The sequence below is a fragment of the Rhodanobacter sp. Root561 genome, assembly GCF_001427365.1.
In the GTDB taxonomy this organism is placed as follows: domain Bacteria; phylum Pseudomonadota; class Gammaproteobacteria; order Xanthomonadales; family Rhodanobacteraceae; genus Rhodanobacter.
Genome location: NZ_LMGH01000001.1, coordinates 402,007 through 421,223, shown reverse-complemented (window position 1 = coordinate 421,223; position 19,217 = coordinate 402,007). Strand labels below are relative to the sequence as shown.

Below are 19,217 nucleotides of genomic sequence, written 5' to 3'. Positions count from 1 at the left end.
CGCGGCTCACGCTAAACTGCGTCGATGGCTCCCCCACCTCGCAAACGCCAGCGGCGCAAGAACGCACCCTCGCCTGCCGTGCGGCCCAGGCCCGGCGCGGCGAAGGCCGCGCCCAGGCCGGTGCAGCCCGCGGACAGTTCGACCCGCGCCACGCGGGTGCTGAACTGGCTGCTGCAGAAACTGCCGGCGCAGTATCGCGAGAAGGCACTGGATTACCTGGTGCTGACCCGCATGGATCGGCCGATCGGCGCGCTGCTGCTGCTGTGGCCGACCTGGTGGGCGCTGTGGCTGGCCGCGGGCGACTTCCCGCCGTGGAAGCCGCTGGTCATCTTCACCCTGGGCGTGTTCGCGATGCGCGCAGCCGGCTGCGCGATCAACGATTACGCCGACCGCAAGCTCGACCCCCAGGTGGAACGCACCGCCGGGCGGCCGATCGCCTCGGGGCGGGTCACCCCGCGCGAGGCGCTGATCGTGTTCGCCGCGCTGCTGGCTTTCGCCTTCGTGCTGGTGCTGTTCACCAACCGGCTGACCATCGAGCTGTCGTTCGCCGGCGCCGCGCTGGCGGCGATCTATCCGTTCACCAAACGCTGGACCTATCTGCCCCAGGTGGTGCTGGGCGCCGCGTTCGGCTGGTCGATCCCGATGGCGTTCGCCGCGGTCGCCGGCAGCGTGCCGCCGATCGGCTGGCTGCTGTTCATCGGCAACATCCTGTGGTCGGTGATCTACGACACCGAGTACGCGATGGTCGACCGCGAGGACGATCTCAAGGTCGGCGCGAAATCCACCGCGATCCTGTTCGGCGACGCCGACCTGCCGATCCTCGGCATGCTGATGGGCACCTTCCTGCTGGCCATGTTCTTCATCGGCCAGCGCGCCGCGCTGGGCTGGCCGTACTGGCTGGGCCTGCTGGTCGCGGCCGGCCTGTTCGGCTACCAGCACTGGCTGATCCGCGACCGCATCCGCGACGCCTGCCTCGCCGCCTTTCGCCACAACAACTGGCTGGGCCTGGCAGTGTGGATCGGCATCGTGCTGGCGCTGGCTGTGCGTTGAGCCGGGAATGGATCGGATTGCTGCAACCGGGTCGTCACGCTCGGCCTGCTGTTGCTCCGGCAACCTGTCCGTGTCGTTCGAGGGCTACGCCTTGATCATCGCCACTCCCGTCTGCCGGATTCCGCCACGATGACAGCCACCGTCCCCGGCCGCCCTGCCATTCCAAGCGTCCTGTGGCTGGCGATGGTCGCCATCTTTGTCTTCCTGGTGTTTCGCAACAGCGGGTTGGGTCCGTCGGTGCTGGGGGACGAATGGACCTATAGCCTGTACAGCCGGCTGCTGCCCATATCGCAGGCGCAGGTGCCTTCATTCCTCTATTTGCTGATCTACCGCAGCAGCAATATGTGCGGCCCCGATTTCATGGGCTGCGTACGCGTGCTCAACGCGGGCTTCTTCGTGGCGGCGGCGCCCTTTGTCTTCATGCTGGCGCGTCGCTACATGCAGTTCGGCCTGGCGCTGCTGCTGACCCTGGCCAGCCTGCTCGGGCCGGTATCGACCTACACCGCGTTCTTCATGCCGGAGGCGATGTACTTCTTCCTGTTCTGGGTATTTGCCTGGCTGGTACTGGTGATTGCGCCCCAAGCGTCGGCGCGCAACGGTCTGCTGGTCGGATCGCTTCTTGGCCTGATGTGCCTGGTCAAGCTGCATGCGCTGTTCCTGCTGGGCGGCTACGGCGGCTACCTGCTGGCCACTGGCGTGCTTGGCCGTGGTCCATCGCGGTTTCACGCCGTGTTGCGGGCCGGCCTTGCGGCGCTGACGGCGTTCCTGGCGGTGCGCTTCTGCCTCGGTGGCCTGCTGGCCGGGCGCAATGGCCTCGACCTGCTCGGCAGGTTCTACAAGGCACAGGCCAATGCCAGCTTCAGCCACCCCGACCTGGGCGTGCTGCTGCATTACGGCGCGCGATCGTTGTTCGGCCACGGGCTGGCACTGGTCACGCTGTATTCGGTGCCATTGGCGTGCCTGTTCCAGTTGCGCCGCCTTCCCGTCGACGGCGCTGCTCCCGCGGCTGATCGGCAACGGCTGATGTTGTTCAGCCTGGCCATTCTTTCCACGCTGGTGGTCGTGACGGTGTACTTCACCGCGAACGTGCCGGACGGGAATCCGCTGGAGGCCATGCGCCGGCTGCACATGCGCTATTACGATTTCGCGCTGCCGCTGCTCTACCTGGTGGCTGGTGCATGGATCGATGACGACGCCCCGCCGACCCGCAGCCGCATGCTCGGGCATGTCGCCGCCACACTGGTGGTGGGCGGCTTCTCCATCCTGGCCGCGTGGTACCGCTTCCGTGGCTTCGCTCCCAATCGCATCGACGCACCCGAGCTTTACGGGGTGGTGGTCGATTCCCATTTCTTCCACGTGATCACCGCCTTTGGGCTCGGCATCCTGGCGATGTGGTTCATCAGCCGGCGGCTGGGCACGATCCTGTACGCGTGGATCTTCGTGCCGGTGTTTGCCGTGGGTGCCTCGCACCTGGTCGCCCGCGAAGCGGCGCAGCGGAGAATTCCCGACACCTACGACACGGCGGCGCGCACCACACGAGCCCTGCTTGCGTCGCAACGTTCAGGCGTGGCGATTGCCGGCGACGACCTCTTCAAGCTGGTCCAGGCCCAGTTCCAGCTCGATGTCGCGGACAGCACGGTCGTACCACTGTCCCCCGGCCAACCCATCGATGCGGGCCGCCTGCCCGCCGGCAGCAAGTGGGCACTGGTGATCGGCTCACATCCGATGCAGGTCGCATCCCTGTCGGTGCAGCACTTCGGCGGCTTCGCGCTGTACCGGCTGCCGATGCCGTTCCACATCGACTTCAGCAGTTCCAGCCCGGACCTGGGTCCGATGCAGGGTTTGTCCGGCGTCGAGGATTTTGGCCGCTGGTCGGATGCCGACGAGGTGGTGCTGCACTTCACCCGGCCATTGCCGGCTTCGGCCACCTTGCGCCTGGTTGCCTCCGCTTACGGCCCCAACGCCGGGAAGCCGTTCACGATGACGATCGGTGACGAGGCGCAGACCTTCGTGCTCGGCGAGCAGGCACAGCCCGTGCGCCTGCGCTTCCGCAATCCGCCCGGCCTCGATCAGCTGCGCATCGCGGTGCCTGCGGCCATCTCGCCGCTGACGCTTGGGCAGAGCAGCGACAACCGCCGATTGGGTATCGCCCTGGTCAGCCTGGACGTCGACGCGCCGGCCGGCAAGTAACGACAGGGCCGCGCCGGCTCAGGAGCCGTCGGCGCGTCCGGCCAGCATCGGATGGACTGGCTGGGTCGGCTGGTTCGACACGTCGTAGTTGAGCCAGGACAACAGCAGCTGGGTCCCGATGATCAGCGGCAGCGCGGCGGCCATCACCACACCCGAAGCGGCCGGCACGCCGCTGTGCATGGCGTGCGCCCAATGCGCCAGTCCATAGCAGAGGCCGAACAGGATCAAGGGCAGCGACAGCAACAGCTCGATCGTCGCCAGCGAGAAGCTCCGCACGAAATAGGTATAGACGACACGCCGGAGAAAGTTGCGCAGGTTGCCACGGAAGAAGTGACCGATGACGCGCATCGGCCGGAGGCTGGAGGGCTCGTCGGCATAAACCGCCGGCATCGGCATCTCGCCGACCACCGCGCGCAGCTGGTTGAGGTTGTACAACATGTCGGATTCGAAGAAGTAGCGCCGGGCCAGCTTGTCCAGGTTCATCTCGGCCAGCACGTCGCGCTGGATCGCGGTGAAGCCATTGGTCGGATCGAACAGCTGCCAGTAGCCGCTGGACAACTTGGTCAGAAAGGACAGACCCGCGTTGCCGATCAGCCGCACGGCCGGCATCCCCGATACGTCGCCGATCCGGTAGAAACGGTTGCCCTTCACGTAGTCCGCCCGGCCCTGCCGGATCGATCGCACCAGGTTCGGGATCAGGGCTGGTGCCATCTGGCCATCGCCGTCGAGCTTGACCACGATCTGCGCCTCGGTGGCCAGCGCGGCCTTGTAGCCGCTCACGGTGGCGCCACCGACGCCCTGGTTTTCCCCGTGTTCAAGCACCTGTACCCGCGGGTCGCCGCATTCGGCCGTAACCCGTTTGCCGCTGTGTTCCGGACAGGCATCGTCGACCACGAAGATCCAGCCTACCTCCGGACCGATGTCCCTGATCACGTCAAGCACGCGCGATCCCACGCGGTAGCAGGGAATGACCACTGCGATGACGGGGGTCGTGCCGGACGGATGATTCATGCATAGATCCAGAATTTCGAAACGAGGAAGGAAACCGCTGCCAGACACACTTCCACGATCGGCTTCACCAGCCACACGTATTCCAGCGCCACGTGTTCGTGCAGCAGCACCAGCAGCAGGGTGCTGATGGCGGTGAGGGCCAGCCAGGTGAGGATGAAGCGGAGCAGCGGACCGTCATGCAAGCGCCGCCCGGACAGCGAGGGGAAGGTGGTCTTGCCGTTGAGAAGGAAGCCGACCAGCGCACCGGCCACCCGGCCGCACACGTTCGCCGCCGCCACATCGACACCGGCGCGGGTCAGCCCGATCAGAACGCCCGAATCGATGGCAACCTGGATCATCCCCACGATGCCGAACAGGAACAACTGGCGAAGCCATGCCTTCACGGGGCGACCCGGGAGTGCGATGTCTGGTTCAAGTGGAGTGTCCCGGCTGTCTGTGCGAATGGTGGGACAAATACCAGAACCCGGGGCAGGATGCGATTCCTGGCCGCAATCCGCCCCGGGGATGTTCCGCCACCGCCCACGGACATGCGAGACTCGTCTTCAACTGCAACGATCGCCTGGCCCGGGCGACTGGCAGATGCCACGGACGAATGACGTGCCCTCGTTGACCAGACGACTCGGACTGATGCTGCGCGCGCGACGGTTTCGGCCACCCTCCGCGACGGTGGCGGGCGACTCCATCCCGCCAGCCCCCGACATCCCCACCGACATGGCGCAGGTCTGCCGCCATGTCGCGGCGCGAGGCTTGTTCGTCATCGGTGCCGCGCGCAGCGGCACCACGATCCTGCAGAACGCCTTGAACGGCGCCGATGACATTTTCCTGTTCGGCGAACCGCGCTTCCACCTCGATGCCGGCGACGCGGATTTCGCCGCGCGCTACAACGGCATGCATCGCGCCTGGAGCAACCAGGAGAACAAGAGCACCTACTGCCCGCACCTGCTAGAGGCGGATGGGCCGTGGTGGGCATACCTCGCCAGACTGGCGGACACGTACCGTTACGTCGGCTCGAAGATCGTCATCAACCCCGCGCACGCCGTGGCGGAGTGCGGGCAACTGTTCGATTTCCATTGCCGACATTTCTACACGTCGCGCTACATCTTCACTTTCCGCAACCCGCTCGACGTACTGATGTCCACGCGTGGCCTGGCCCAGCTCACCGGTGGCCGCGTCGCCAGCCACAGCGAGGTGCTGCGCGGGTTCTTCTCGGTCGTGCAGCTGTATGTCCGTGCCTTGCGCAACCTGCCGCACGTGCACGCCGTCTTCCACGAGGCGATTGATGCCCGCGTGTTCGACGCGCTTGGCAAGGCGTTGGAGCTGCGACTGGACGACGCCATGGATTACTACGACCGCGGCAAGGTCCGTCACTACTCGCTCGACGACATTCCACCGGATCACCGGGCTTCCGCCGCCGAGGCGATGGCGCTCTACGACGACTTCCGGCGCGAGGCGATGACCGGTTTCGGGTTGCTCCAGATCGAGCAGAACGACGGCCATCTCGACGCCGGCCACTTCACGCCGCTGGGGCGCCTGTCACGGCGCGTCAACCGCTTCCTCGACGAACTCGCCGAACGCGACACCTAGGGGTGTTCAACATCCGGCTTGCTCCGACCCGTCATCCCCGTGGTGACGGCGCCCTCGCCAGCGCCCACACGTCGACCTGCCGCACGCCGGCGCGGCGCAGCACGCGGGTGCATTCGGCCAGGGTGGCGCCGGTGGTCATCACGTCGTCGAGGATCGCCACGTGCCCGGGCAGGGTGACGCCTTCGCGCAGCGCGAAGGCGCCGTGCACGTTGCGGCGACGGGCGACGGCGTCGAGTTCGGTCTGCGCGGTGGTGGAGCGACGGCGCAGCAGGGCGTCGTGCGACAGCGGCACGCCAAGCTTGCTGGCCAGCGGGCGGGCCAGCTCCAGCGCCTGGTTGTAGCCGCGCCGACGCAGGCGGCTGCGATGCAGGGGCACCGTCAACAGCAGCTGGGGCAACCGGGGCGGTTGCGGTTCGCGCTGCCACAGCATCGACAGCACGCGGCCGGCGGCGAGATCGGAAGAAAACTTGTAGCGCGATTCCAGCCGATCCAGCGGCCAGCCGTAGCGGAAGGGTGCCCACGCGCTGTCCCATGGTGGCTGGCTGCGCTGGCATTCGCCGCACAGCGCCGCCGGCGTGGCCAGCGGCAGTGCGCAGCGCGCGCAGCAACTGCCGTTGCGGGGCAATTCGGCGGCGCAGGCGTTGCACAGATCGATGTCGTGCTCGCCGCGGGCGTTGCACAGCAGGCAACGCAGGGGCAGCACGAATCGCTGCAGGGTTCGCCACGGCGTGGCCAGGAAGTTCATCCGGGGGCTCAGCGCGCGGGCTTGTACAGTGCTGCGTCGAGGATCGACCACAGATGGATCAGCCAGCCCAGCAGCACGATCCACAACACCGCCGCCAGCACGAACATGATGATCGCCTTGAGCAGGCGCCCCTGCACCAGCTGGCCCAGGCCGGGAATGAAAAAACTGCAGATCGCCGCGAGCACGTTGCCCGTACTGCCTTGCCCTTCACTCATCCGACCGCCCCCAGTTGGTATCGCGAAGGCGCGATGGTAGCGGGAGCGGAGCGCCCAAGTCTCGTCAACTTCACTTGATATCGTTCGGTTGACACGCCTCGGGGCGGCTCCCACACTCTCGCGCTTGTTCCTCAGCGAGTGGTATTCCATGGCCGAAACCGTTCTCCGTCACGACTGGAGCCGCGCCGAGGTGTCCGCGCTGTTCGCGCTGCCGTTCAACGAACTGCTGCATCGCGCCCATACGGTGCATCGCGAACACCACGACCCGAACGCGGTGCAGGTGTCGACCCTGCTGTCGATCAAGACCGGCGGCTGCCCGGAGGACTGCGCGTACTGTCCGCAGGCGGCGCGCTACGACACCGGCGTGACCGCGCAGAAACTGATGGACGTCGACGATGTGCTGGAACGCGCCCGCGCCGCCAGGGCCGCCGGCGCCAGCCGCTTCTGCATGGGTGCGGCATGGCGCGGCCCGAAGGATCGCGACATCCCCAAGGTCGCCGCGATCGTGCGCGCGGTGAAGGACCTGGGCCTGGAAACCTGCGCCACCCTGGGCCTGCTCGGCGACGGCCACGCGCAGCAGCTCAAGGACGCCGGCCTCGACTACTACAACCACAACATCGACACCGCGCCGGAGTTCTACGGCGAGATCATCCACACCCGCGAATACCAGGATCGCCTGGTCACGCTGGAGCAGGTGCGCGACGCGGGCCTGAAGACCTGCTGCGGCGGCATCGTCGGCATGGGCGAGACGCGCGAGCAGCGTGCCGGCCTGCTGCAGGCGCTGGCGAACCTGCCCGAGCATCCGCAATCGGTGCCGATCAACCAGCTGGTGCCGGTGCCCGGCACGCCGCTGGGCGATGCCGAGCCGCTGGATCCGTTCGAGTTCGTGCGGGCGATCGCGGTGGCGCGCATCCTGATGCCGCTGTCGATCGTGCGTCTGTCCGCCGGTCGCCAGCAGATGGACGACGCGGTGCAGGCGCTGTGCTTCTTCGCCGGCGCCGGTTCGATCTTCTACGGCGAGAAGCTGCTGACCACCGGCAATCCGGACGTGGAAGCCGATCGCGCGCTGTTCCGCCGGCTCGACCTGCATCCGATGGAGGTGGTCGAGAGTGCGGGCACCGTGCATGAGGACATCGGCGAAGGCGCCAGCTGCGGGCAGGGTTGCGGCTGCAGTGCGGCGGCTTGAGAACACCCCACCCCAACCCTCCCCTGCGACCGAAGGAAGTCCCTTTGGGGCATGCAGGGGAGGGAGCACAGCGTGCAGCACCGGCTTGGCTCCTCCCCCTGCATCGCAGGGGGAGGTTGGGAGGGGGTGCTCTTCAACCTGCGCCGAACAATGACCACGCCCCGCCCCGACCTCCTGCACCGACTGGCCGTCCAGACGGCCGAACGCGAAAGCGCCAACCTGCGCCGCCGCCTGCGCACCATCGACCGCGCCGACGGCCCGTGGCTGGAGATCGGCGGCCGGCGCCTGCTGTCGTTCTGCAGCAACGACTACCTCGGCCTGGCACAACACCCGCAGCTGATCGCCGCGCTCAGCCGCGCCGCCCGCGAGGAAGGCGTCGGCAGCACCTCGGCGCATCTGATCTGCGGGCACCGCCGCGAACACGCCGAGCTGGAAGAGGCGCTGGCGGCCTGGAGCGGACGCGAACGCGCACTGCTGTTCTCCACCGGCTACATGGCCAACCTCGGCGTGCTGCAGGCGCTGCTCGGACGCGGCGATGTCTGCGCGCAGGACAAGCTCAACCACGCCTGCCTGCTCGATGGCGCGAAACTCAGCGGCGCCGAGCTGAAGCGCTATCCGCACGCCGACGTGGACGCCGCGGCGCGGCAACTCGCCGCCCACCCGACCACCGCCGCCCTGCTCGCCACCGACGGCGTGTTCAGCATGGATGGCGACGTCGCGCCGCTGCGCGAGCTGGCCCAGCTGTGCGCGCGCGAGCAGGCCACTTTGCTGGTCGACGATGCGCACGGCTTCGGCGTGCTTGGCGACGACGGCGCGGGCAGCCTCGGCGCCGCGAACCTCGGCCAGCATGAGGTGCCGCTGCTGATGGCCACGCTGGGCAAGGCGCTCGGTTGCAGCGGCGCCTTCGTGGCCGGCTCGGCCGCGCTGATCGAGGGACTGGTCCAGTTCGCGCGACCGTACATCTACACCACCGCGATGCCGCCGGCGCTGGCCGCCGCCGCGCTGGAAGCGGTGCAACTGGCGCAGAAGGAAGCCTGGCGACGCGAGAAACTCCTGTGGCTGATCGCCCGCTTCCGCCGTGGCGCCGCCGAACTCGGCCTGCCGCTGGCGGCCTCCCCCAGCGCGATCCAGCCGCTGTTGCTGGGCAGCGCCGACGCCGCGCTGGCCGCGGCGCAAACGCTGGAGCGGCAAGGCCTGCTGGTCACCGCGATCCGTCCGCCGACCGTGCCCGCGGGCCAGGCGAGGCTGCGCATCACGCTGTCCGCGGCGCACGAGGAGGCCCACGTCGACCGGCTGCTGGCCGCGCTGGAAACGCTGCGTCTGCCTGCCGCATCCCGGGCAGCCGGCGGCGACCCCGTATAATCGCCGCCTGCTCCGCCGATTCCCCCGCATGTCGATCGTCAACATCTCCGCCTACAAGTTCATCAGCCTGGACGACCTGCCCGCGCTGCGCGAGCGGCTGTTCGCGCGCTGCGAAGCACTGGCGCTGAAGGGCACGATCCTGCTGGCGCCCGAAGGCATCAACCTGTTCCTCGCCGGCAGCCGCGCGCAGATCGACGGCTTCATGGCCAGCCTGCACGACGATTTCCGCTTCGCCGATATCGCGCCGAAGGAATCGCTGTCCGCCGAGGTGCCGTTCGGCCGCCTGCGCGTGCGCATCAAGCGCGAGATCATCACCATGCGCCTGCCCACGATCCGCCCCGAAGGCGGTCGCGCGCCGGCGGTCGACGCGCCCACGCTGCAACGCTGGCTCGACCAGGGCCACGACGACGACGGCCGCGAACTGGTGCTGCTCGACACCCGCAACGACTACGAGACCGACCTCGGCAAATTCCCGCAAGCCATCGACTACCGCATCGCCAGCTTCACTGAATTCCCCGCCGCCATCGCCGCCGACCGCGCGCGCTACGAAGGCAAGACCATCGTCTCGTACTGCACCGGCGGCATCCGTTGCGAGAAGGCCGCACTGCACATGCAGGATCTCGGCCTGCAGCACGTCTACCAGCTCGAAGGCGGCATCCTGAAATACCTGGAACAGACCGACGGCACGCACTGGCACGGCGACTGCTTCGTGTTTGACGGCCGCGTGGCCATAGATAAAGCGCTCCTGCCTTCGCCTCCTCTCCCTGCGATTGACGAGAGGGAACACGCTGAGGAGAAGGCCGATTCGAAGCGCGTACCACTCCCTCTCCCCCGCGGGGAGAGGGTTGGGGTGAGGGGCCACGCCGAGGAAGAAGCTGATTCAGAGCCGGCTTCGACGGACTTCCCAGCGAGCACCCGCCCCTCATCCCAACCTTCTCACCCGCAAGGGGACTCCCCAAGGGTCGCCCGGGGAGGAGAAGGGGCGAACGCAACAAGCGCGATGCTTCATGAGGACGTGGCATGAGCCTGTACATCGACCATCGCGGTCACGGCCCCGTGCAACTGGTGCTGCTGCACGGCTGGGCGATGCACGGCGGCGTGCTGGAACCGCTGGTCGAGGCGCTGGAAGAACAGTGCACGATGCATGTGGTCGACCTGCCCGGCCACGGCCGTTCGCGCGACTGCGGCCTGCCGCTGGAACCGCGCGCCTGCGCCGAGGCAATCGCGAAACTCACGCCGCCGGCGATCTGGCTCGGCTGGTCGCTGGGCGGCCTCATCGCGCTGACCGCGGCGCTGGAGCTGCCGCGGCAAGTGCGCGGCCTGGCCATGCTATGCGCCACGCCGAAGTTCGTGCGCGACGCAGGCTGGCCGCACGGCAGCGACGACAAGCTGGTGCACCAGCTGGCCAGCGACCTGGAAACCGACTACCACGCCACGCTCGAGCGCTTCCTGGCGCTGGAGGCGATGGGCAGCACCGACCCGCGCGCCGAACTGCGCCACCTGCGCGAACTGGTGTTCGCCCGTGGCGAACCCGACCTGCGCGTGCTGCAGGAAGGCATCCGCATCCTGGAAACCAGCGACCGCCGCGCCGCCCTGCCCGACCTCGGCGTGCGCAGCGCGTGGATCAGCGGCCGCCGCGACCGGCTGGTGCCGCCGCAGGCGATGGCGTGGTCGGCCAGCCAGTGCGGCGGCAGCTACACCGAGATCCAGCAGGCCGGCCACGCGCCGTTCTTCGGCCACGCCGACGCGGTGGTGCAGGCACTGCAGCCGCTGCTGGCTCCTTCTTCCTCCGAGCAGGTTCGATGAGCGATTTCCACCTCGATCAACACCGCGTGCGCCGCAACTTCGGCCACGCCGCCAGCAGCTACGAACAGCACGACGCGCTGCAACGCGAAGTCCAGGCGGCGCTGCTGGAACGTCTGGACTTCTATCTGGAAACACCCGCACGCGTGGTCGACGTCGGCGCCGGCACCGGTCGCGGCACCGCCTTGCTGAAGCAGAAATATCCCAAGGCCGAGGTGATCGCGATCGACCTGGCGCTGCCAATGCTGCAGGCGGCCAGGCAGCACAACAGCTGGCTGAAGCCGTTCCGCCGCGTCTGCGCCGAGGCCACCCAACTGCCGTTGGCCGACCACAGCGTCGACGTGCTGTATTCCAACCTGTGCTTCCAGTGGGTCGACGATCTGCCTGCGCTGTTCGGCGAATGCATGCGCGTGCTGAAGCCCGGCGGCTTCATGGCGTTCTCCAGCTTCGGCCCGGACACCCTGATGGAACTGCGCGCGGCCTGGGCCGAGGCGGACCAACAGCCGCACGTGGCGCGCTTCCTCGACATGCACGACGTCGGCGACGCGATGCTCGCCGCTGGCCTGCGCGATCCCGTGCTGGACGTGTTCCGCTACACCCTCACCTACAGCGAACCGCGCAAGCTGCTGGAAGAACTGCAAGGCCTGGGCGCCACCAACGCCGACCGCGCGCGCTCGCGCGGCCTCACCGGCAAGGCGCGCTACCAGCGCATGCTGGCCGCCTACGAAACGATGCGCGTGGACGGCCGCATCCCGGCCACCTGGGAAGTGGTCAGTGCGCACGCCTGGGGCCCGCCGACTGGCCAGCCCCGTCGCGTGCCCGGCGGCGAGGTGGCCACGTTCTCGCTCGACAGCTTGCGTGGCTCGCGGCGCAAATGACGCATGCCGCGTGCGGGTTCCGCGCTGTCGCGCGGAACCCGGTCGATCAGAAGCTGTACTTCAGCGACGCACCCACGCCGTAATCCGGGCTGCCGTTGGCGAAGCCGGCGAGCGCGTAGGTCTGCAGCCGCAAACTTTCGTTGAACTTGTGGTTCCAGTAAGCCGTGACCTCGCTCTGCGGAGCGCCGGTATCGGCAATCCGCTCGCGGTAGTAGTAGTACGCGCCGACGTCGTCGCTGGGACTCAGCTTGTAGGCAGCGCCGATGTTTGCATTGAAGCCGTTCTTCAGCTGGATGTACTGCGAACTGCCGTACTTCATCCAGCCCACGCCGCCGAACGCGGTCCAGTTGCCGCTCACCTTGTAGGTATCCAGCGAGAGGCCGTAGTCGTTTCTGCCCGTGCCCAGGCCCTTGTTTTCGTCGGCGGTGCCAAACTTCACCTTGCCGGTGAGATCCAGCCCGAATGTGCGGTCGGCACTGCCGAACAGCTCGTAGCCGGCCGATGCGGTGATGTCGCCCAGGCCCGAGGCCGAGCCACTGGCCGCGCTGCCCGGCGCGGGAATCACGCCACCATTGCCACGGCCGCGCCCATTCGGGTTGCCGTTGTTCACCTTGCCCACGCCGGGGATCACGTTGCCGGCGCCGCTGATGTTGATGTACGGCACAGTGAGCTTGAACGTCCAGCGGTCGGTCTGGTATGCCGCCGTCACCGGTAGCGACCAGATGTCCGTGGTGGTGTCGGTACCGTATTTGCCGCTGCTGTAGTCGGCACCCGCGGCAAGACTGAACTGACCGCCGCTGGCCGTGGCGGCGTGCGCCGCCGGCGCACCGATCAACAGCAGTCCGCCGACGATCATCCAATGGTGTGGGTTGTGCATGTAACGAGGTTTCCTTGGCTGCAGAAAGAATGGCCGCAGGCCCGGCATCACGCCGGGCCCGCATGCTTTGCGACACGTTGGGGAAGCGGACTCAGCCGCCCGGGCGACCGGCGTGATCGGGACGCTCGGGGCGCTCAGGGCGCTCGGGCCGGCTCGGACGATCAGGACGATCGACCTTGGCCACTCGCTCTGGCCTGGTCGGGCGATCGGCGCCATGGGCCTTGGCCAGTTCGACTTTTTCCACATGGGCGTGCGCGTGTCCGTCCGCAGCGGCACTGCCGACCGCGTTCGGCGAGCGCATCACCTCGCCCAGCTTGAAACCCTCGGCTTGGGCGATCTGACCCCAGCCCGCGCCATCGGCACGCTGGGCCAGCACGCCCTTCATGTCGATGCTGGTGCCATCGGCCAGCACCAGGGTGCCGCCATTCAGCGCCGCCTCGACTTCGGTGGCGGTCGGATCGGTGATGCCGTCTTTGGCGAGCGTCGCTTCGGCCAGCGACAGCGCGATCTTCACGTTGCCGTAGCCCATCTGGCCGGTGGCCGGCGTGAACGTGGTGCTCGTCGTGGTCGTGGTGCCGTCGGCGTTCGTGGTCACGTCGTCCAGCGTGATCTCGCTGCCGTCGCGCAGCCCGCTGACCAGCGCCTGTGCATTGGCATCCGAACCGGCGAACCCGGTGAACGCCGTGCTCAGCCGGGTCGATTCGTGACTGGCGCTGCTGGTGGACACGGACGTATCCGGTGGCGTGGCGGTCTGCGCCATCACTGGCGCGACGGACAGCGCGCCGAGTACCGCTACGCAGATCAGCGTGGACTTGAAATGACGGGATTTCATGGGATCGCTCCGAAGGATGCAACGATGGCGGAATGCCTTGCGAGACGATGCGGCGGGGCCTCCATGCCACCGGTATCGACCCCTGCACGTGCGGGCCCGCTTGCCGGCAGCGTCTCTGCGCGCATCTTGCGCGTTGTGCATCCGGGCCCACAAGCGACCATGCGGCGTTCGTTCAGCATGCATTTCACACGCCGGACGGTGATCGTCTTCGCCTCATCCAATTGTGTGAGCGGATCGACACTTTCGGCCGTATCGCGGTCCGCGCATGGGCGACACGAAACTTCCTGCGCCACGAAATTGCTGGTGCATCCACCGTCTTGAAAACGGCGAGCGGCGGCTTCGGCGAACCCTCCGACCGATCGGCATCGGCCGCGAACAAAGGATTCACAGCGCAGGGAAATCATGGATGGACGTCCAGACGTCTGAATCGATGAACATCGGGTCGACCGGAGTTCCCCTGGCCTTCATCGCGCCGGTGTATAGGAGGCGGGAAACATCACGGTGCGGCAGATGTAGTCGTCGCTGGACATGGGACGGTCGAGCCGGGTGGTCACCCCGACCATGTGCTGCACCTGTTTCGAGACGTGCGGCTTCGGCTTGGCCACAAGTTTGTCGTACACCCGATCGCTGGCCACGTCGGTGATCTTGTCCATCACCATGCCGACACCGACCTTGGTGGCGATTTCCGCGGCGGGGGCTGCGACCAGCTTGGCCGCGATCGGCATGGCCAGCTTTTCCAGCCGATCGCCCAGGGGAATGGCCGACATGCCGAGACCGACGACGGTGGAGGTCAACGACTTGCCCAGGCTGTCGCCCTTGGCCACGCCCACGGCGAAGGTGGTGAACGCATTCCACGGCGTGGTGATCATCAGCAGCGCCGGCTTGCTCATCGCCGCGCCGCCGGGGGCGAGTTTGGACATGATCGGAATGGCGCTGACCATGAAGGTCCCCGTGGCCTGCAACAGGCCGGCGCCGATACTGCCCCCGTCGCTCCAGGAAACGCCCTTGGACAGCACCGAGTCTTCGTAAGTGGCCAGTCCCTTCAGTCCCGAGCCCATCGCGGTGACACCAAGGCCACCGGCAGCCGACAGCCAGCCACCGGCGCCAGCTGCCGTTGCGGCGCCAGCGGCACCGGCCGAGCCCGCACCCGCCACGGCCGCTGCAGCAGTGCCAGCCGTGGCCACCGATGCGGTGACCAGCAGGACCGCCGCCGCGCCATCGCGCACATACCTGGCCACGGTGGCAGCGCCGCCGAAGAAATTGACGTGACTCTCCATGCTGCTGGCGTTGTCCCGCGCCACCCGGTGTTTCTTCGCGGCCAGCCTGCGGGTGTACAGATCCAGCTCGTCCTTCATCTGGATCAGCTGGTTGAAGACACTCGTCCCGTCCTCCAGCGACGCCCGGGCAAGCCCATCGTAGGCTTGCTCGGCACACCGGGTCTTCTCCGCATCGAAGTTGGCGCTGTCGATTTCGACGTTGCTGATATGCGGGCCGATCGAGTACCAGGGCGTCTTCTCGGGCACCACGCGAGCCCGCTCGTCCAGCAGCTGCGCGTACGCATATTGCTGGCACAGCAGCCACAGCCCCTCCTGCTGCAGGAACCACTCCTGCCGGCGGGCGTCGGCGAATTTCATCCAGGTCATCGCAAGGTCCTCCTGACGGGCGTCGCCGCCGTGGCCGATGAACCGATGGTTCGGCCAGCCCGATGCGATGTCACGTTACGAACCGTCACGAAGCGTTATGCCGCCTTACGAACGGCCGCCCGACGCCGAAGCGGCTTGCCATGACAGGGCATCCGACGGCCTGGCGGGCGGCGCCGACGCGATTCAGGGAGCCGCGGCAGCCGACGGCAGGGGCGTCGACCGCCGGGCATCGATGCGCTCGCGCCAGCGCAGGAACGGTCGCTCCACCGCGTAATGCAGCGCGGCGCCCACGGCCAGCACGCCGATGGCATATACGGCGAACGCTGCCATTCCGTGCATCTGCCAGGGCTGCAGGAGCCACGTCGCCACCGCATGCAGCGCCAGCTTGTGGCTGAGGTAGAGGCTGTAGGAGATCCGCGCCAGCCAGTCCGCGCCCGGCAGCTTCCAGCGCGCCGGCAAGCTGGTAGCCAGCAGCACCCAGATCGCCAGGCTCAATGACAGCAGCGGGTAGCCGAGCACGCTGGGCCAGAAGTCCAGTCGCTCACCGAACAGCCACCACGCCAGCGCGAACAGTGCCGCGCCGGCCACCAGCAGGCGGCCGCGATGCGCCTGCCAACGTGCCCACGCCTGCGGCCGGCCGATCCGCAGCGCCGCCAGCGCCACGCCCGCCAGCAAGCCATCCAGCCGCGCCCAGGTCGGGTAGTAGATGCCTTCGACGAAACGCAGGCCGAACGCCGGCCCGTCCACCTCGCGCAGCGGCGCCATGTCGTGCAGCCACACGTAGCCGCGCACGATCATGCCGAACGCGACCACGCCCAGACCGAGCGCCAGCGCGCGGCCCATCGAGGGTCGCCGGGTCATCCAGAAGGCCAGCCACGGGAACAGCAGGTAGAAATGTTCCTCCACGCACAGCGACCACGCGTGCGAGAACGCCCGGTTGTGCTGGTAGTCGATCAGCAGGTTGAGGGTGAAGCTGAGGAACTGCCACGCCGGCTGCAGGCCGGGCGCTTCGCGCAGCAGCGGAAAGGCGAGGTAGACCGCCAGCACCGCCAGGAACGCGGGCAGGATGCGAAACGCGCGGCGGCGGTAGAAATCGCGCCACGCCAGCGGCTCGCCCCGCGCCAGCGGCGCCAGCAACTGGTAGCCGATCAGGTAACCGCTGAGCACGAAGAACAGGTCCACGCCCATCCAGCCGTAGTTCGACAGCCAGGAAAAATGCTCGCCGACGCCGCCCACGATGTAGGAGTGGAACAGCATCACCCAGAGGATCGCCCAGCTGCGCAGCAGGTCCAGTCCGGGGAGTCGCTGCATGAGGTTTCCTGGTATCGGGGTGAAACGTGGAAGGTTGCGAGTCTGACAAGACGGCCCGCGTCGATGCGGGCAAAACCGGGGCAACCGGCGGGCAATCGTGTGGCGGGTGCTAGGCAGGTTCGCCCGTCAGCAAGGCCGCCCGCAGCGCATCGACATAAGTGCGGCTGGCACGCAGCACGGTGCCGTCGCGAAGACGCAGCAGGTGATCGCGGTTGGACAGCGCCTGCATCTCGGCCACCCGATCCAGCCGCACGATGGTGGAGCGGTGGATGCGCGCGAACTGCGCCGGATCGAGCCGGCTGCCCAGTCGTTGCAGCGGCTCACGCAACAGGTGCATGTGCGCACCCACGTGCAGGCCGGCATAGTCGCCCTGCGCCTCGATCCAGTCGATCTCGTCGGCCAGCACCAGTTGCACGCGGTGACCGAGGCGCACCTGGAAGCGCGTGGCATGACACGGCGCCTGCACGCCAGCGCCCTCGCCCCGACGCAAGGCCAGCATGTCGCGCGCCCGCTCCAGCGCATCGGCGAAGCGCTCCTCGTCGACCGGCTTGAGCAGGTAGTCCAGCGCGCGCAGTTCGAACGCACGCAGCGCGAACTGCTCGTAGGCGGTCAGCAGCACGGTCAGCGGGCGCTGCTCGGGCGCCAGCGCTTCCAGCACGTCCAGGCCGCTCAGCCCCGGCATCTCCACGTCGATGAACAGCAGATCCGGCGGCTGCGAGCGCAGCAAGGCCAGTGCCGACTCGCCATCGCCACACTCGCCGATCACGCTGACGTCGGCATGGCCGTCCAGCCGGGCGCGCACGCCGGCACGCGCCAGCGGCTCGTCGTCGACGATCAGCACACGCAGGCTCACGCGGCGACCGTCATCGGGCGGAACGGCATCATGATCCGCACGCTGCAATCGCCATCCGCCGCCAGCGCAAACTCGAACTCGTGCGCGCTGCCGTAAAGATGGGCCAGCCGCTCGCGCACGTTGTGCAGGCCGATCGCCGGCCGCGGCGTGGCCCCGGCATCGACCGGCGCAGCCACGCCGTTGTTGTCGATGCGCAGCTGCAGTTGCCCGCCCACGCGCTCCACCTGCAACTTCAGCCGGCCGCCGTGGCTGCGCGGCGCGATGCCGTGGCGTATCGCGTTCTCGACCAGCGGTTGCAGCAACAGCGCCGGCACCGCCGCCTGCAACAGGTCGGCGCCCACCCGTAGGTCCACCGTCAGTCGCGCACCCAGGCGGATCTTCTCGATATCCAGGTAATGGCCGGTCAGGGCCAGCTCCTCGGCCAGCGGAATCTCGTTCACCTCGCCGCGTTCCAGCGTGGCGCGCAGCAGGTCGGCCAGCCGCGCCAGCATGCGGTTCGCATCCGCGCCGCGCTGTTCGGCGACCAGGGTGGAAATGGCGTTGAGCGTGTTGAACAGGAAGTGCGGGTGCAACTGGTAGCGCAACGCGCGCAGCTCGGCGTCACGGGCCAGTGCCAGCGCTTCGCCGACGCGGCTGCGCTCGGCCTGCAACGCCTGATAACGATCGACCACCGCATGGATCGCACAGAACGCGATCAGCGCGAGCCAGCAGCCATCCAGGCCACCAAACAGGCGATGCCAGTCGTAGGCCGGCGCGGCCTTCCAGTGCACGGCAAGCAGCAGGGCGACCGCGTTGTTGGCGATCGACATCAGATAGGTCAGCGCCAGCAGGGCGAACACGGTCAGCGGCCAGCTCACGCGACGCTGCAGCGAGCGTTGCACGACGGCCAGCGGCAAGGTCCACACCAGGTAGCCGAGCGCATAGAGGCCACGAAACGCCAGCGCGTGCTCGTGGCCGATCTCCGGCAAGGCCATCACCGTCATGCACAGCACCAGCGGCGCACCGGCCAGCCACGGCAGCCAGATGGAGGCCGCCCCATCGCGGGCGGCGGCGACACGCATCATGCGGACTCCTGAGAAACGGCGCGCGATCCGCACCTTGCCCGCCACTTTAGCGCGTGCGATCCGGGTAACTCGAATAGGCCATCGCGCTGATCTTCCAGCCTTCGCCCGTATGCACCAGCTGCCAGGTTTCGCTGCCCACGTTGTTGCGCTTGCCATCGACCAGGAACACGAAATCGAAATACACCGAGGCCACCGCGCCGTCGGTCTGGATGCGCACGTTGGAAAACTGCTCCTCGATCGGCTGCTTGCTGTCGCCGATGAAGGCCGCGAAGTGGCGATGGTCGTCGGCGTGGACGCGCGACAGATCCGGTTTCTTCGCCTTGATGTGCCGGTACGCATCCTCGCCCAGCACCTCGAACCAGGAACCGCCCTCGGCCACAAACATGCTTTCGAGCGCGGTCTTGTCGTGGGCGATGATCGCAGCCTGGAAGCGCTTCACCAGCTGGCCGACTTGCGCCTGCGCCGCAGCGTCGTCCGTTGCCCGCACCGTGCCGGTCACGCCGGCGCAGGCCAGGCCGGCCAGCAAACCGGAAACCACCATGATCTTCCGCATGTGTCTCTCCTGAAGTGGGGTCGAGACCGCATTGAAGCCGGCGGCATGCCGCCGCGGCGA

General features: G+C 67.8%; 19 protein-coding genes. 8 read left to right on the top strand and 11 right to left on the bottom strand.

The genetic code is table 11. The features are described from left to right. The first annotated feature begins 120 nt into the window (after positions 1-120). A complete protein-coding gene (ubiA, locus tag ASD55_RS01775) occupies positions 121-1,050 on the top strand; it encodes a 4-hydroxybenzoate octaprenyltransferase (RefSeq protein WP_056764420.1) in 930 nt (309 codons plus the stop codon). A gap of 129 nt (positions 1,051-1,179) precedes the next feature. Further along, positions 1,180-3,240 (top strand): hypothetical protein, encoded by a 2,061-nt coding sequence (locus tag ASD55_RS01770; protein WP_157598742.1) that lies wholly within the window; start codon positions 1,180-1,182, stop codon positions 3,238-3,240. 18 nt (positions 3,241-3,258) lie between these two features. Here the strand turns inward: ASD55_RS01770 and ASD55_RS01765 are convergent, their stop codons facing one another. Together ASD55_RS01765 and ASD55_RS01760 are read right to left on the bottom strand one after the other, a co-directional pair. After that, on the bottom strand, positions 3,259-4,251 hold the full coding sequence (locus ASD55_RS01765) for a glycosyltransferase family 2 protein (RefSeq protein ID WP_056763289.1): 993 nt from the start codon (positions 4,249-4,251) through the stop codon (positions 3,259-3,261). Next, positions 4,248-4,634, bottom strand: coding sequence for a GtrA family protein (locus ASD55_RS01760; RefSeq protein ID WP_056763286.1), 387 nt, complete (start codon positions 4,632-4,634; stop codon positions 4,248-4,250). The genes ASD55_RS01765 and ASD55_RS01760 overlap by 4 nt, the downstream gene beginning before the upstream one ends. Before the next feature lie 223 nt (positions 4,635-4,857). Here ASD55_RS01760 and ASD55_RS01755 point away from each other — a divergent pair, with 223 nt between their 5' ends. Further along, a complete protein-coding gene (locus tag ASD55_RS01755) occupies positions 4,858-5,835 on the top strand; it encodes a sulfotransferase (RefSeq protein WP_162248773.1) in 978 nt (325 codons plus the stop codon). A gap of 31 nt (positions 5,836-5,866) precedes the next feature. On the opposite strand, the gene ASD55_RS01750 is transcribed toward ASD55_RS01755, so the two are convergent. Then, positions 5,867-6,580, bottom strand: coding sequence for a ComF family protein (locus ASD55_RS01750; RefSeq protein ID WP_056763282.1), 714 nt, complete (start codon positions 6,578-6,580; stop codon positions 5,867-5,869). 8 nt (positions 6,581-6,588) lie between these two features. Then, positions 6,589-6,795 carry a hypothetical protein gene (locus ASD55_RS01745; RefSeq protein WP_007808713.1) on the bottom strand — a complete coding sequence of 69 codons (207 nt, stop codon included), beginning with the start codon at positions 6,793-6,795 and terminating at the stop codon, positions 6,589-6,591. 148 nt (positions 6,796-6,943) lie between these two features. Here ASD55_RS01745 and bioB point away from each other — a divergent pair, with 148 nt between their 5' ends. From bioB to bioC, 5 genes are all read left to right on the top strand, one after another. Beyond that, positions 6,944-7,981 (top strand): biotin synthase BioB, encoded by a 1,038-nt coding sequence (gene bioB / locus ASD55_RS01740; RefSeq protein ID WP_056763280.1) that lies wholly within the window; start codon positions 6,944-6,946, stop codon positions 7,979-7,981. Between the two features lie 150 nt (positions 7,982-8,131). Then, positions 8,132-9,343, top strand: a complete 1,212-nt coding sequence (gene bioF, locus ASD55_RS01735) for an 8-amino-7-oxononanoate synthase (RefSeq protein ID WP_056763278.1) — start codon at positions 8,132-8,134, stop codon at positions 9,341-9,343. A gap of 28 nt (positions 9,344-9,371) precedes the next feature. Continuing rightward, the gene (locus ASD55_RS01730; protein WP_056763276.1) at positions 9,372-10,367 is read left to right on the top strand and encodes a sulfurtransferase; all 996 of its coding nucleotides are present in this window, start codon (positions 9,372-9,374) and stop codon (positions 10,365-10,367) included. Next, the gene (bioH, locus tag ASD55_RS01725) at positions 10,364-11,149 is read left to right on the top strand and encodes a pimeloyl-ACP methyl ester esterase BioH (RefSeq protein ID WP_056716627.1); all 786 of its coding nucleotides are present in this window, start codon (positions 10,364-10,366) and stop codon (positions 11,147-11,149) included. Before ASD55_RS01730 ends, bioH begins: the two co-directional genes overlap by 4 nt. Further along, entirely contained in the window at positions 11,146-12,024 is an 879-nt protein-coding gene (bioC, locus tag ASD55_RS01720) for a malonyl-ACP O-methyltransferase BioC (RefSeq protein WP_056763273.1), read from the top strand. The genes bioH and bioC overlap by 4 nt, the downstream gene beginning before the upstream one ends. 46 nt (positions 12,025-12,070) lie before the next feature. Here bioC and ASD55_RS01715 read toward each other — a convergent pair whose 3' ends face one another. The 7 genes from ASD55_RS01715 to ASD55_RS18635 form a co-directional block, all read right to left on the bottom strand. Next, complete coding sequence (locus tag ASD55_RS01715) at positions 12,071-12,901, bottom strand: hypothetical protein (RefSeq protein WP_056763271.1); 831 nt, start codon at positions 12,899-12,901, stop codon at positions 12,071-12,073. 91 nt (positions 12,902-12,992) lie between these two features. Next, positions 12,993-13,733: a hypothetical protein gene (locus tag ASD55_RS01710; RefSeq protein ID WP_056763269.1), complete on the bottom strand. Its 741-nt coding sequence runs from the start codon at positions 13,731-13,733 to the stop codon at positions 12,993-12,995. Between the two features lie 464 nt (positions 13,734-14,197). Then, entirely contained in the window at positions 14,198-15,376 is a 1,179-nt protein-coding gene (locus tag ASD55_RS01705; protein WP_056763267.1) for a hypothetical protein, read from the bottom strand. A gap of 183 nt (positions 15,377-15,559) precedes the next feature. Continuing rightward, positions 15,560-16,687, bottom strand: a complete 1,128-nt coding sequence (locus ASD55_RS01700; protein ID WP_056763265.1) for an acyltransferase — start codon at positions 16,685-16,687, stop codon at positions 15,560-15,562. A 109-nt stretch (positions 16,688-16,796) separates the two neighbouring features. Next, on the bottom strand, positions 16,797-17,540 hold the full coding sequence (locus ASD55_RS01695) for a LytTR family DNA-binding domain-containing protein (RefSeq protein WP_056763263.1): 744 nt from the start codon (positions 17,538-17,540) through the stop codon (positions 16,797-16,799). Then, positions 17,537-18,604 carry a histidine kinase gene (locus ASD55_RS01690; RefSeq protein WP_162248772.1) on the bottom strand — a complete coding sequence of 356 codons (1,068 nt, stop codon included), beginning with the start codon at positions 18,602-18,604 and terminating at the stop codon, positions 17,537-17,539. The genes ASD55_RS01695 and ASD55_RS01690 overlap by 4 nt, the downstream gene beginning before the upstream one ends. Positions 18,605-18,650: 46 nt before the next feature. Continuing rightward, positions 18,651-19,157: a hypothetical protein gene (locus ASD55_RS18635; protein WP_056763260.1), complete on the bottom strand. Its 507-nt coding sequence runs from the start codon at positions 19,155-19,157 to the stop codon at positions 18,651-18,653. Positions 19,158-19,217: the final 60 nt, after the last annotated feature.